At 54.8% G+C, this 13,096-nt stretch carries 12 protein-coding genes; 5 read left to right on the top strand and 7 right to left on the bottom strand.

Going from position 1 to position 13,096, the window contains the following annotated elements:
* The first annotated feature begins 312 nt into the window (after positions 1–312).
* Positions 313–2,487 carry a primosomal protein N' gene (locus PJU73_RS00475; RefSeq protein WP_237091680.1) on the top strand — a complete coding sequence of 725 codons (2,175 nt, stop codon included), beginning with the start codon at positions 313–315 and terminating at the stop codon, positions 2,485–2,487.
* A gap of 326 nt (positions 2,488–2,813) precedes the next feature.
* Positions 2,814–3,278 carry a D-aminoacyl-tRNA deacylase gene (gene dtd, locus PJU73_RS00470; protein ID WP_237091682.1) on the top strand — a complete coding sequence of 155 codons (465 nt, stop codon included), beginning with the start codon at positions 2,814–2,816 and terminating at the stop codon, positions 3,276–3,278.
* Positions 3,279–3,439: 161 nt separating this feature from the next.
* On the opposite strand, the gene PJU73_RS00465 is transcribed toward dtd, so the two are convergent.
* The 6 genes from PJU73_RS00465 to PJU73_RS00440 form a co-directional block, all read right to left on the bottom strand.
* Entirely contained in the window at positions 3,440–3,958 is a 519-nt protein-coding gene (locus PJU73_RS00465) for a gluconokinase, GntK/IdnK-type (RefSeq protein WP_237091684.1), read from the bottom strand.
* A 9-nt stretch (positions 3,959–3,967) separates the two neighbouring features.
* The gene (locus tag PJU73_RS00460; RefSeq protein ID WP_237091685.1) at positions 3,968–5,353 is read right to left on the bottom strand and encodes a GntP family permease; all 1,386 of its coding nucleotides are present in this window, start codon (positions 5,351–5,353) and stop codon (positions 3,968–3,970) included.
* 307 nt (positions 5,354–5,660) lie between these two features.
* Positions 5,661–9,095 carry a DNA polymerase III subunit alpha gene (gene dnaE, locus PJU73_RS00455; protein WP_237091687.1) on the bottom strand — a complete coding sequence of 1,145 codons (3,435 nt, stop codon included), beginning with the start codon at positions 9,093–9,095 and terminating at the stop codon, positions 5,661–5,663.
* Between the two features lie 109 nt (positions 9,096–9,204).
* Positions 9,205–9,501, bottom strand: a complete 297-nt coding sequence (locus PJU73_RS00450; protein WP_237091689.1) for an ArsR/SmtB family transcription factor — start codon at positions 9,499–9,501, stop codon at positions 9,205–9,207.
* A 54-nt stretch (positions 9,502–9,555) separates the two neighbouring features.
* Positions 9,556–10,104 (bottom strand): rhodanese family protein, encoded by a 549-nt coding sequence (locus tag PJU73_RS00445; protein ID WP_237091699.1) that lies wholly within the window; start codon positions 10,102–10,104, stop codon positions 9,556–9,558.
* A 123-nt stretch (positions 10,105–10,227) separates the two neighbouring features.
* The gene (locus PJU73_RS00440; protein ID WP_237091690.1) at positions 10,228–10,416 is read right to left on the bottom strand and encodes a YgaP family membrane protein; all 189 of its coding nucleotides are present in this window, start codon (positions 10,414–10,416) and stop codon (positions 10,228–10,230) included.
* A 167-nt stretch (positions 10,417–10,583) separates the two neighbouring features.
* Here PJU73_RS00440 and PJU73_RS00435 point away from each other — a divergent pair, with 167 nt between their 5' ends.
* Genes PJU73_RS00435 through PJU73_RS00425 form a run of 3 tightly spaced genes read left to right on the top strand, consistent with a single transcriptional unit; the run spans position 10,584 to position 11,922 of the window.
* Positions 10,584–10,817 (top strand): RNA-binding S4 domain-containing protein, encoded by a 234-nt coding sequence (locus PJU73_RS00435; protein WP_237091691.1) that lies wholly within the window; start codon positions 10,584–10,586, stop codon positions 10,815–10,817.
* Positions 10,795–11,016, top strand: a complete 222-nt coding sequence (locus PJU73_RS00430) for a hypothetical protein (protein WP_237091692.1) — start codon at positions 10,795–10,797, stop codon at positions 11,014–11,016. The genes PJU73_RS00435 and PJU73_RS00430 overlap by 23 nt, the downstream gene beginning before the upstream one ends.
* A gap of 45 nt (positions 11,017–11,061) precedes the next feature.
* Positions 11,062–11,922, top strand: coding sequence for a PHP domain-containing protein (locus PJU73_RS00425; RefSeq protein ID WP_237091694.1), 861 nt, complete (start codon positions 11,062–11,064; stop codon positions 11,920–11,922).
* Positions 11,923–12,157: 235 nt separating this feature from the next.
* Here the strand turns inward: PJU73_RS00425 and ppk2 are convergent, their stop codons facing one another.
* The gene (gene ppk2 / locus PJU73_RS00420; protein WP_237091695.1) at positions 12,158–13,087 is read right to left on the bottom strand and encodes a polyphosphate kinase 2; all 930 of its coding nucleotides are present in this window, start codon (positions 13,085–13,087) and stop codon (positions 12,158–12,160) included.
* Positions 13,088–13,096 lie beyond the last annotated feature (9 nt).

Raw genomic sequence — 13,096 nt, 5'->3', positions numbered from 1 at the left:
TCGCACCCTACAAGTATCGGATTAAATTGTATGGATTATTAAGTGGATTCACTATATTGTGAATTAACTAAATTTCACGCACACTTTTTAAATTCACGATACATTAACAGACCTGTGCTACTGATGAGTTCGGTGTAGCGTGTGTGCCAAAGCACGCACGGGGTCGCTGGATTTCACATTATGCCGGATTACAACCCAGCCTGCGCCTTGCCCTGCTTTTGTATGGAAAATTCGGTTATTTCACTATAGATTTTCAGACGGCATGAAATCCGACAAACTACGCCCCCAACCCGCCACCGATTGCCGATTATCATGATTTACCACCATATCGCCCTCAATGTGCCGCTTTCAGACGGCCTTTTGACTTATGTTCACCCCGAAGCATTGCCTGTCGGGCGGCGGGTGGTCGTGCCGTTCCGCAACCGGCCGCAGGTGGGGGTTGTGTGGGCGGCGAGGGTTGAGCCGCAGATTGCGGCGGCGAAAATCCTGCCAATACAGGAAGTTTTTGACGGCGAACCGCTGCTCCCTCCCGACTGGCAGGCGCTGCTTTCGTTTACGGCACGCTATTACCATTATCCGCTCGGGCAGGCGGTATTTACGGCGCTACCGCACGGTTTGAAAGAACCCAAAGCCGTTGCCCTACCGCAGCCGCCGCTGTTTTACCGCCTCAATGCCATCGGACGGCAACAGCCCGCACCGCCCGCCCGTTTCCGCAAACAGGCGGCGCTGTGGGCGGCATTGGCGGAAACGGCGCACGGCGTGGACATGGCAGATTTGAAACGGATTCATGCACAGGCGGAAAAAACCGTTGCCGCATGGCAGCAGCAGGGCTGGACAGACTGCACCGCCGAAATTCCGCCGCACGCCGCCGCCCCTCGCCATACCCTCAACGAAGAACAGCAGGCCGCCGCCGCCGAAATTCAGACGGCCTTCGGCCGATTCCAACCGTTTCTGCTCTACGGCATTACCGGAAGTGGCAAAACCGAAGTCTATTTCGATGCGGTGGAAAAAGTCTTGGCTTCGGGCAAACAGGTTTTGTTTCTATTGCCCGAAATCAACCTCACGCCGCAGCTTTTAAAACGCATCGGCGAACGCTTCGGCGATGTGCCGCTGGCTGTGCTGCACAGCCAAACCGCCGCCGGCAAACGTACGCAGGACTATCTGCGCTCGCTGCTCGGTCAGGCAAGGCTGATTATCGGCACCCGCCTTGCCGTGTTTACGCCGCTGCCCGATGTCGGGCTGATTGTGGTCGATGAAGAACACGATACTTCGTTCAAACAAGACAACGAGCTGCGCTACCACGCCCGTGATTTGGCGGTATGGCGTGCCAAACAGCACAACTGCCCGATTGTGTTGGGTAGCGCCACGCCGAGTCTGGAAAGCTGGCACAAAGCCCAAAGCGGCACCTACCGCCTGCTCGAACTTACCCGCCGCGGCCATGCCGCCGCCCGTCTGCCCGTAGTCGAAATCCTCAATGTAGGCCGCCTGAAAATGGACAACGGCTTCTCGCCGCAGGCGTTGAAACTGTTGCAGCAAAATCACCAACAAGGCGGCATGTCGCTGGTGTACCTCAACCGGCGGGGTTTTGCGCCCGCCCTGTTTTGCGGCGACTGCGGCCACACTTTCGGCTGCCCCAACTGCTCCGCCAAAATGGTGCTGCACCAGCGTGCCAAACAGTTGCGCTGCCACCATTGCGACTACCGCCAGCCCGTTCCCTACAAATGCCCCGACTGCGGCAATCAGGATTTGACTGCCGTCGGCTTCGGCACGCAGCGTGTCGAAGAAACCCTGCGGCTGGCCGTTCCCAATGCCAAAGTGGTGCGGGTCGATCGCGACAGCACCGCCCACAAAAACGACTGGGCGGAACTCTACCGCCAAATCGCCGGCGAAGAAATCGACATTCTGGTCGGCACGCAAATGCTCGCCAAAGGCCACGACTTCGCCCGCCTCAATCTGGTGATTGTCCTCAACGCCGACGGAAGCCTCTACAGCTCCGACTTCCGTGCGCCCGAACGCCTGTTTGCCGAACTGATGCAGGTTTCCGGACGTGCCGGACGTGCCGACAGCGCCGGACACGTGTTAATCCAAACCCAACTGCCCGATCACCCCGTCTTCGCCGCCGTCAAAGCGCAAGACTACCGCCGCTTTGCCGAACAGGCGCTGCTGGAACGCCAACCCTTTTCCATGCCGCCCTTCGGTTTCCAAACCGCTATCCGTGCCGATGCCCCGACCTTTGCCGAAGCCGCCGGTTTTCTCAATGAAATCAAAGCAGAACTTGAACTCCTGTTACCCGAAAACGTTGCCTGTTTCGGCGCAGTCCCCATGCTGATGGTGCGCCTCGCCGAACGGGAACGGGCGCAGATTTTCCTCGAATCCCCGTCCCGCAAAGATCTGCACCGAGCCGTTTCGCTGTGGGTTCAAATGCTGCAGCAAAACCGTCAGCCCAATATCCGCTGGTCGGTTGATGTTGATGTGCAGGAAATGTAGGAAGCATAAAAAAAGGCCGTCTGAAAATCGGGTTTTAGCTTCGCAGAAACTCGCTACACTCGTTTTGGCGAAACCTACGGTTTTCAGACGGCATCAATGTGAAATTTAAAAGAGGGCAAGGCGGCGAGCCACAGACAGTACAGGTAGTACGGGACAGGTTTTGTCCGGATTGTTGTTTCATCCGGTTACAAAAACCGTTCTCTTTGAGCCGTGCGAGCCAACGCTGTAATACTTTTAAAGTGAATTCACGATATAACTTCACTTTATCTGGCAAACAACCCGTTTTCGCTATATGATTTCCCATCATTTCATACAAAGGAACGACAATGCGTGCAGTGATTCAAAAAGTCAGCCATGCCCAAGTCGATGTCTGCCATGAGAACGGGGCGAAAGAAACGGCCGGTGCGATCGCTCAGGGGTTTATGGTGCTGCTGGGCGTAACCCACGGCGATACGGAAAGCGATGCCCGTTATATTGCCGATAAAATCGCTCATTTGCGAATTTTTGAAGACGATGCGGGCAAGCTGAATCTGTCGCTGAAAGATGTCGGCGGTTCGGTGCTGCTGGTGTCGCAGTTTACTCTGTATGCCGATGCCCGCAGCGGTAGGCGGCCGTCTTTTTCCGCCGCCGCGCCCGCCGCTCAGGCGGACACGCTCTACCGCCACACTGCCGATCTGCTCCGCAGCCACGGGCTGACGGTGGAGACGGGGCGTTTTCAAACGCATATGCAGGTGTCGCTGTGCAACGACGGGCCGGTTACGCTGTTGTTGGATTCGCAGAAGATGTTTTGATATAGTGAAATAACTTCAAAGCACTACAGCGCTGGATTCGACTTACTGCCTTGTTTTGCTTTGGAATTATTTCACTATAATGTTTCCAAAAAACCATGCCGTCTGAAAACGAACAAAGCGAGTTTTCAGACGGCATGGTTTGATTTGGCGATACGGAAATACTACAGCAGTTTTTCAGCCTGCAGCCAAGCCAGCATATCGGCTTCTACGGCTTCGGGACTGCCGGGGTTGCTGATTTTCACGCCGTATTCGTCGGCGGCGAGTTCTTCCAAAATCGCCAGTTGCGAGTCGAGCATACCGGCTTTCATATAATGGCCTTTGCGAGCCAGCATCCGTTCGAGGTTTACTGCCTGCGGCGGGGCGAGGTGGATAAAGGCAACCTGCCCTTGCGCCTGCCTCAGAATATCCCGATATTGGCGTTTGAGGGCGGAACAGGTTACCACGGAATACGCCGCCCCCTCTTCTGCCCGCTGCGTCATCCAATCCCGCAGATTACCGAGCCACGGGTAACGGTCTTCATCGGTCAGCGGAATGCCTGCACCCATTTTGTCGCGGTTGGCCTGCGTGTGGAAATCGTCGCCCTCGGCATACGGGCATTGGTTGAGTTTGTTTTGCAGCGAGCGTGCCGCCGTGGTTTTGCCGCAGCCGCATACGCCCATAATCACGAAATGTACGGTCATTCCACGCTCCTAAACGATGGCGAACATCAGTGCCGACAGGGCAAAGCCGATCAGGGCAATCAGAGTTTGGTTGAGCGTCCATGTTTTCAGCGTGGTCGGTACGTCCATATCCAGCAGGCGGCCGACCAGCCAGAAGCCAGAATCGTTAAAGTGGCTGCAGCCGACCGAACCGGCGGCGGTTGCCAAAACCACGCAGGCGAGCTGCCAGTCGCTGAAACCTGCCTGCGCCACTGCAGGTGCCATCAGCGCAGCGGCGGTAGTCAGTGCCACGGTTGCCGAGCCTTGGGCAATCCGCAGCGCCAGCGCTACCAAGAAGCAGCCCAGCAATACGGGAATGCCCAAATCCGCCATGCTGTCGGCCAAAGCCTGACCGATACCCGAAGCACGCAGCACGCCGCCGAACATACCGCCGGCACCGGTAATCAGAATCACCGAGCAGACCGGCGCAAGCGCACCGTCTATCGTTTTTTCCAAAGCGCCGGCTTTTTCGCCCCGTTTTGCACCCAGAATCAGCAGTGCCGCCAATACCGAAATCAGCAGTGCCACCGGTGTCGAACCGAGCATACGCAGCACCTGCACCCACGTTTCATCAGCGGCCACGGCTTTTTGGCTGATTAAGGTGGACAAACCGGTATTCAGGAAAATCAGCACCATCGGAATCAGCATAATGCCGACAACCGTTGCCGCACCGGCGGGCTGTTTCGGCAAATCGTCATCCTGCGCACCGCCGCTGAGCAAATCCGGCACCGGCACATGAATGGTACGGCCCAACACTTTACCCAGCAGAAAACCGCTGAAATACCAAGTAATCAGGGTAATCGGCAAACCGATCAACAATACTTGGCCGATGCCGGCGCCGTAAAACTCGGATGCCGCAATCGGACCCGGATGCGGCGGCAAAAACACGTGCATCACCGAAAATGCGCCGATAGAGGCCATCGCATACGGCAACACGTCCTGCTTCATGCGGCGGGCGGTTGCAAACACAATCGGCAACATCACCACCAAACCGGCATCAAAGAAAATCGGGAAACCGAAAATCAGCGATGCCACGCCCAAGGCAAACGGTGCCCGTTTTTCGCCGAACACACGGATTAAAGCGTCCGCCAGCGACTGCGCCCCGCCCGAAGTTTCCACCAAACGGCCGAGCATGGCACCCAAGCCGACCAGCAGCGCCACGCCGCCGAGCGTGCCGCCGAAATTTTTAACCAACACATCGTTCACAATGCTGTTCATCGGCAAGCCGGTCGCCACTGCCGTCAGCAGGCTGACCAACACCAACGTCAGCAGCGCATGTAGGCGGAATTTGACGATTAACACCAAAATCAGCACAATCGCCGCCGCCGCAATACCCAGCAAAGACTGGGTGCTTAGAGTCTGCGTCCAATTTTCCATTTTTTGAGGCCTTTCCCTGTAAGAAAAATACAGATTATTGTCGTCATTACATCAATCGGAAATACCTTATCACAGATTCCCCCTAAAATAATCTGCCATTTTTTAACAAAAAATAACCTGTTTATTTTTAATCACAAATTTTTCCGGCAATATCTGATTTACTAACCCATATCAAAACCGCAGCGTGAAACTTTGTATTACATCAGATTGGCGGCTGGCGGGTTTTTTGTTATCCGATATCGTTCGCCCGACAAAAGGCCGTCTGAAAATCGGACTATCCCGTTTTCAGACGGCCTGTTTACGCCGCTTACCAATTCACTCTGACGGCACGGCTGCCGAGCAGTTGTTCGAGGCGGTCGAATAAATCGACGTTTGCCTGAATCCGCCACTTGGGTGGAAGCACAAGTTCGCCGTAAGCGTGTTCGTTGCCGTAGGCGAGTTTGAGCGGAATCATGTTGCCGCCCGCCTGCGGTTTTTCACCCAACAATGCGGCCAATGCGGCGATGTCGTGTTCGGGGCGCAGGCTGAGGCTGAGGCTGCGGGCGTAGTTTTGGCGTGCCATCTGCAGGGTCATCACTTGGTTGCCGAGTATCCGCAGGCCGTCGCCGCCGCCATAGTCGTCTTTGCTGACTCTGGATTCGATAATCAGCACTTGGTCGGCTTTGAGAATGTCGGCGCAGTGTTCCAAGGCTTGGCCGCTAATCAGGATTTCGACTTGGCCGCTCAGGTCTTCCAAGGTAATAAAGGCGATTTTGCCCCGCTTGCCCATCATGGTGCGGATGGCGGTGGCAAATCCGGCAATGCGTACGCTCTCTTGCGGTTTCAGACGGCTGATTTTGATCGGGGCAATCTGGCGGACTTCTTCTTCATACGGGCCGAAGGGGTGGCCGGACAGATAAAAGCCGATTACGGTTTTTTCTTCGGCGAGTTTTTCCGATTCGCTCCACATCGGGGCTTCGAGCAGTCTGACCGGCTCAATCACATCGTCCATCATGTCAAACAGCCCGCCCTGATTGGCGTTGGCGGCTTTTTGGTCGGCGTTGCCCATCGCCAGTTCGATGTTGGCCAATAATTTGGCACGGTTGGGGTCGAGTGCATCGAATGCACCGCCCCGAATCAGTGCTTCGATGGTGCGGCGGTTCATGTGTTCTTTGCCGACCCGTTCGCAGAAATCCAATAAACCGGTGAATTTTCCGCCGCTTTTTCGGGCGGCAATAATCGATTCGACCGCCGCCTCGCCCGTGCCTTTAATAGCACCGAGTGCGTAGCGTATCTGCTTGCCGCCCAACGGCATGAAGCGGTAGTCGGATTCGTTGATGTCGGGCGGTAAAAATTCGATGCCGTTGGCGCAGCAATCATCGTAAAAATGTTTGAGCTGGTCGGTGTTGTCCAACTCGCTCGACATGGTTGCCGCCATAAATTCAGCGGGATAATGGGCTTTGAGCCATGCGGTTTGGTAGGAAATCAGGGCGTAGGCGGCGGCGTGGGATTTGTTGAAACCGTAGCCGGCGAATTTTTCCATATAGTTGAAAATTTCGTCGGATTTTTCACGGGGAATGCCCTGTTTCGCCGCACCTTCGGCGAAGATTTCACGGTGTTTGACCATTTCTTCGGGCTTTTTCTTACCCATGGCACGCCGCAACAAATCCGCACCGCCGAGCGAGTAGCCGCCGATAATCTGCGCCGCCTGCATCACTTGTTCCTGATACACCATAATGCCGTAAGTCGGTTCGAGGATACCTTCCAAAAGCGGGTGGATATATTCAAACTGCTGACCTTTCATGCGTGCCACAAAGTCGGGAATATTGTCCATCGGGCCGGGACGGTAGAGCGATACGAAGGCGATGAGTTCTTCAAACTTGGTGGTGTGCGCCGTTTTCAGCATTTTTTTCATGCCGGTCGATTCAAACTGGAACACGGCGGTGGTATTGGCATCACGGAAAATTTGATAGGCTGCTTGGTCGTCGAGCGGGATTTTGCCGACATCGACCGTTTCACCGGTGGTGTTTTTGATGTTGTTCTGCGCCATTTCGATAATGGTCAGGTTGCGCAGACCCAAAAAGTCGAATTTCACCAAACCGACATCTTCCACGTCGCCTTTGTCGTACATCGACACCGGCGAAGCGGATTCGTCCGCCTGATACACGGGGCTGAAATCGGAAATTTTGCCCGGCGCAATCAACACACCGCCGGCGTGCATCCCCAAGCCCCGGGTCAGGTCTTCCAGCTTTTTCGCCAAATCGATTAACTCGTGGGCTTCTTCGGCATCAATCACTTCCTGAATCTGCGGCTCGGCTTCCATCGCCTTTTCCAGACTCAGCGGCTTGTTGGCCTCCAGCGGAATCAGCTTGGACAGTTTGTCGCACAGCATAAACGGCAATTCCAATACCCGCCCCACGTCCCGCAACACGGCTTTTGACGACATCGTGCCGAAAGTAACAATTTGGCTCACCGCCTCTGCACCGTATTTTTCCCGCACATATTCAATCACCCGCCCGCGGTTTGCCTGACAGAAATCGACATCGAAGTCGGGCATGGACACCCGTTCCGGATTCAGAAAACGTTCAAACAGCAGCGCATATTTCAAAGGATCGAGATCGGTAATTTTCAGGGAATACGCCACCAGCGAGCCAGCACCCGAACCCCGTCCCGGCCCGACCGGACAGCCGTTGTTTTTCGCCCAGTTGATAAAGTCCTGTACGATCAGGAAATAGCCGGGGAAACCCATCTGGATAATGATGTTCAACTCAAAATCCAGCCGTGCCTGATATTCGGGCATTTTTGCCGCCCGCTCCGATTCATCGGGATACAGCTGCGCCATGCGTTCCCGCAGCCCCTCGTTGGACAATACCGTCAGATAATCGTCCAAACTCATGCCCTCGGGCGTGGGAAACTGCGGCAGAAAGTTTTTGCCCAAAGTAATATGCAGATTGCAGCGTTTGGCGATTTCCACCGTATTTTCCAAGGCTTCCGGCAGGTCGGCAAAACGTTCGGCCATCACTTCAGGCGCAATAAAATACTGGCTCGGCGCAAAATCACGGGGGCGTTTTTTATCGGTCAGCACCCAGCCGCCCGCCACGCACACCCGTGCCTCGTGCGCCTGAAAATCGGTTTCGTCCATAAACTGCGTCGGGTGCGTCGCCACTACCGGCAGGCCGAAACGCTCCGCCAGTTTCACGCTTCCCGATACCGACACTTCCCATTCGGGACGTTCGGGCAGGCGTTGCAGTTCCAGATAAAACGCATCGGGAAACCACGCCGCATATTTCCGAACCGCCGCTTCCGCCGCTTCCTCATTGCCGTTGAGCAAATTCGCCCCGACTTCGCCGTAATGCGCTCCCGACAGGCAAATCAAGCCGCTGTTGTCGCCCTCCGCCAGCCAACTCTGTTTCAATTCCGCATGATGAACATTGCGTCCCTCGCCCGCATACGCCGCCGTTAATAACTCGCTCAAACGCAGATAACCCTGCGTGTTGCGGATCATCAGCATGGCACGGAAAGGCTTGTCGGGCGCAGCCGGATTTTCAATCCACACATCCGCCGCACCGATGGGCTTAATCCCCGCCCCACGGCAGGCTTTGTAGAATTTCACCAGCCCGAATTCATTCATCAGGTCGCTGATGCCCAACGCCGGCAAACCGTATGCCTTGGCTTGGGCAACCACGTTTTTAATCCGCACCATACCGTCAGTAATCGAAAATTCAGTGTGCAGGCGCAGGGGAATATAGGTTGGGGCATTCATAGGGATTTATGTTGTGCAGAAGAAAATCGGAAACGGTATTGTAGCAGGTTTGACATACCGAAGGCCGTCTGAAAAATGATTTTCAGACGGCCTTTGTCGGCTGCGCCGCTTATTCAGACGGCGTGCAGTAAAACGAATACAGCAATTCAATCATTTTGCCGACACGATCATCGGCAATATAGTAAAGCCGCTCCCGATGATTGACTTCGCAAGCGACCAAACCCGCTTCCCGCAGCAAGGCCAACTGGCTGGACATGGCGGCCTGCGGCAGACCGGCAATCTGCGCCAGCTCGGTTACATTGCGGCGTTGCTCGTGCAGCTTGCACAACACGGCCAAGCGGTTGGAGTTGGCCAACAGTTTCAAAAAGTCGGCCGCCTCGGCATACGGTGGGGCTTCAACGTTCATAATGTTGCTGAAATGAAAAATATCGTGCCGTATTTTACCACAATGGCAGACACATCAGCTTGATTTTGCCTGTTGTCGCAAACTCCGGTTCCACGGCATCAGCAACAGCAGCCGTGCCAAGCCGCAAAAGCCGGTCAGCCCTGCAAACAAAAGCCCCGCACCGACCATACCGCACAACACATACAGCCACGGCGACACCAGCCAACCGCCCAATGCGCCGAACAAAGCCAGCGAGCCTGCACCGATTTGCACTTGCCGCATCAAATCAAGCGGCCGACTGCGGTTGATAACCGTGGCAAAACCTGAATCCTTCCAGCCCTGTATGCCCCGTTCCAAAATATACGCCGTTTTTCCCTGCGCCGACTGCGCCAATGTTTCCGCATTTTGCGCCGTACGCATACCCGACTGACAATGAAACACCACCGCCGCAGCACCGGCCAATCCGTCCGGCAAACCGTGTTTCCCGAGTTGATCCAGCGGCACATTGACCGCACCGTCAATATATTCCCGCCCGTATTCGGCCGCACTGCGTACATCAACCAACACCGCACCGGCAGCCAGCTTCTGCTGCACTTCTTCAGCCGAAATAGTTTGAATTTTCATCATTTTACCTTTTTCAGACGGCATGAGATCTTTGCAAAACCCTAGATTTGAGTACAGTTCGAAGTTATAGCAGCGCATAACGAAGAAATGTACCAAAGATAGGGAATTTGCAAAGGTCTCAGCCTATTTGCGGGGACACGTATTCACACCAAGCAAACTGTACAAACCGCAAAACGAAAACACCCCGCTGGCCAATACCAACACGCCCAGCCACCCCCACCAGCCAATCACACCGGCCGCCGCAGCGATGATTAATGTCAAGCCTACGATAATGCGGATTGCACGGTCCAAACCGCCGACATTGCGTTTCATATCCAACTCCTTTTATATCAGTTTTTTTAAATGTTACAAAAATATAATATGAAGCGGAATGCTTGTCAAGGCCGTCTGAAAAATGAGCAAAACGAATTTTAGCGAAACCTGCGGTTTTCAGACGGCCTATGCTACAATATTGCACAAAAATCAACAGGAAATCCCAAATGGAAGCCACGGTTTATCTCGAAGCCAACGAATACATCGCCTTATGCGACTTATTGAAACTGGCCGGTCTTGCCGAAAGCGGCGGACAGGCAAAAGCCCTGATTGCCGAGGGGCTGGTGTTGCGCAACGGCGAAGTGGAAACCCGCAAAACCGCCAAAATTCGGGGCGGCGAAGTGATTGAGTTTGACGGCGCAGTCTTGGAAGTTGCCGATGGATACGACCCCGAAGCCTGAAGCCCTGTTGGGCGAGCCGCTGCTGGCCGAACCCGTGCGCCCCGAAAGCTGGGAATGCTGCGGTTCGGACTGCGGCGATGCGTGCATCCAAACCATTTACTGGCAGGACAAAGCCGCCTATGATGCCCAACAACGGCGTTTGCAGGCTTTGTCGGCAGCGGAAGAACAACCAGCAGACATTGATTCCAAGGCCGTCTGAAAATCAATGAACCAAATTTCAGACGGCCTTTTCACAGAAAAAACCATGATAGACCTACATTGCCATTCCAATATCTCAGACGGCGCATTAAGCCCCGCCGAAGTGGTGCGGCTGGCACATGCCAACGGCTGCACCATGCTCTCGCTGACCGACCACGACCACACCGGCGGCTTGGCCGCAGCCCGTGCCGAAGCGGACAAACTCGGTTTACGCTTTATCAACGGCGTGGAAATCTCGGTAACATGGCGGGGCCGCACCATTCATGTGGTCGGCTTGGATTTTGACGAACGCTGCGACACACTGCAAAACCTGTTGGCACAAGTGCGCCAAGGCCGTCTGAAAAGGCTGGCAGCGATTGCCGAAAAGCTGGAAAAGAAAGGCATCACCGGCGCATACGAAGGCTCGCTTGCCTTGGCCGCCAACCCCGAAATGGCCAGCCGCACCCATATCGCCGAATTTCTCATCAACGGCGGCCATGTACGCAACAAACAGCAGGCGTTTACCAAATATCTGGGCGAAGGCAAACCCTGCGCTGTCAAACACGAATGGGCAACACTCGCCGACTGTGTTGCCGCCGTTAAAGCCGCCGGCGGATTGAGCGTTATTGCCCACCCGATGCGCTATTCACTTTCCGCCACCGCCAAACGCAACCTGTTTGAAGAATTCAAATCACTGGGCGGCAGCGGCATCGAAGTCCACAGCGGCAGCTGCAGCCGCAACGACAGCCTCAACTACGCCCTGCTCGCCGAACGCTACGGCCTGTCGGCAAGCTGCGGCAGCGACTTCCACCGCCAAGGCGATTTCAGCGGCGGCACCCTCGGCGCTTGCCCGCCCTTACCTGATAACTGTCGGGCAGTTTGGAAGGAATTTCGGGGAACAAGCAGGGGCTTGTCGGCAGATAGTTAAAACACCGAATTTTCTGTACAAATCGGCAAGCTAAGTTGGTTCACCTGCACTTTGTTCCCCGTCCCGCTGGCGGGAAGGGGTTAGGGGAAGGGTGGCTCGCTGTGGTGTCATATTTTTTCGGTTGATTAACTATAGGCCGTCTGAAAAACCATTCCGTAAACTTCCTCCTCCCAAAAAAACACGCAAAAAAAGCGGCAATGCTCTTGCCGCTTTTTATCTCCGTTCAGCGTTTAAATCAATCTACGCCGACATCCATGGTTTTTTCTTTGTAACGGGTATTCGGTACCAAAACGATTTTTTCGTCCACTTTGCCGATGGCTTTTTCGTCTTTGCCCGGATAGTCCAGCTGGTGCAGGAAGTAGCGGATACAGTTCAGACGGGCACGTTTTTTGTCGTCCGAACGGATAATCGTCCACGGTGCATCGCCGGTGTGGGTGTGGAAGAACATGGCGTTTTTCGCTTCGGTGTAATCGTCCCAACGGTCGAGGGATTGGATGTCCACAGGCGACAGTTTCCAGTGTTTCAGCGGGTCGTCGCGGCGGGAAATGAAGCGGCGCAGCTGTTCTTCGCGGCTTACGGAGAACCAGAATTTGAACAGGTGGATACCGCTGGCCACCAACATGCGTTCCAATTCAGGAGCTTGGCGCATAAACAGCAGGTATTCGTTCGGTTCGCAGAAACCCATTACACGTTCTACGCCGGCACGGTTGTACCATGAGCGGTCGAAGAATGCCATTTCGCCGGCAGTCGGCAGGTTTTGCACGTAGCGTTGGAAATACCATTGGCCGCGCTCGGTGTCGGTCGGTTTTTCCAATGCCACCACCCGTGCGCCGCGGGGGTTGAGGTGTTCCATAAAGCGTTTGATGGTACCGCCTTTACCGGCGGCATCGCGACCTTCAAACAGGCATACGACACGTTGGCCGGAATCTTTAACCCAGCTTTGTACTTTCAACAATTCGATTTGCAGCTTTTGCTTTTCTTTTTCGTAAACGCTGCGGCGCATACGGTGTTTGTACGGATAGTTTTCCGGCAGCGGCGCACGGTTGGAATCTTCGGCTTCGCCTTTACCTTCGTGTTCCAAAACGGATTTTTCAAAAATTTCCAATTTGTCCTGTTTGTCGTCCAACTGGATTTCTTCGAATGGTTTCAACTGATGATCGGTCATATTTGCTCC

Source organism: Neisseria lisongii (assembly GCF_028463985.1).
GTDB lineage: Bacteria > Pseudomonadota > Gammaproteobacteria > Burkholderiales > Neisseriaceae > Neisseria > Neisseria lisongii.
Note: the sequence above shows the minus strand (reverse complement) of the source record. Positions and strands in the feature narration are given on the sequence as shown.

What these genes read in the sequence shown, in the direction of transcription:
- PJU73_RS00475 (WP_237091680.1), top strand. Translation starts at nt 313, where the DNA reads ATGATTTACCACCATATCGCCCTCAATGTGCCGCTTTCAGACGGCCTT.
- dtd (WP_237091682.1), top strand. Translation starts at nt 2,814, where the DNA reads ATGCGTGCAGTGATTCAAAAAGTCAGCCATGCCCAAGTCGATGTCTGC.
- PJU73_RS00465 (WP_237091684.1), bottom strand. Translation starts at nt 3,958, where the DNA reads ATGACCGTACATTTCGTGATTATGGGCGTATGCGGCTGCGGCAAAACC.
- PJU73_RS00460 (WP_237091685.1), bottom strand. Translation starts at nt 5,353, where the DNA reads ATGGAAAATTGGACGCAGACTCTAAGCACCCAGTCTTTGCTGGGTATT.
- dnaE (WP_237091687.1), bottom strand. Translation starts at nt 9,095, where the DNA reads ATGAATGCCCCAACCTATATTCCCCTGCGCCTGCACACTGAATTTTCG.
- PJU73_RS00450 (WP_237091689.1), bottom strand. Translation starts at nt 9,501, where the DNA reads ATGAACGTTGAAGCCCCACCGTATGCCGAGGCGGCCGACTTTTTGAAA.
- PJU73_RS00445 (WP_237091699.1), bottom strand. Translation starts at nt 10,104, where the DNA reads ATGAAAATTCAAACTATTTCGGCTGAAGAAGTGCAGCAGAAGCTGGCT.
- PJU73_RS00440 (WP_237091690.1), bottom strand. Translation starts at nt 10,416, where the DNA reads ATGAAACGCAATGTCGGCGGTTTGGACCGTGCAATCCGCATTATCGTA.
- PJU73_RS00435 (WP_237091691.1), top strand. Translation starts at nt 10,584, where the DNA reads ATGGAAGCCACGGTTTATCTCGAAGCCAACGAATACATCGCCTTATGC.
- PJU73_RS00430 (WP_237091692.1), top strand. Translation starts at nt 10,795, where the DNA reads ATGGATACGACCCCGAAGCCTGAAGCCCTGTTGGGCGAGCCGCTGCTG.
- PJU73_RS00425 (WP_237091694.1), top strand. Translation starts at nt 11,062, where the DNA reads ATGATAGACCTACATTGCCATTCCAATATCTCAGACGGCGCATTAAGC.
- ppk2 (WP_237091695.1), bottom strand. Translation starts at nt 13,087, where the DNA reads ATGACCGATCATCAGTTGAAACCATTCGAAGAAATCCAGTTGGACGAC.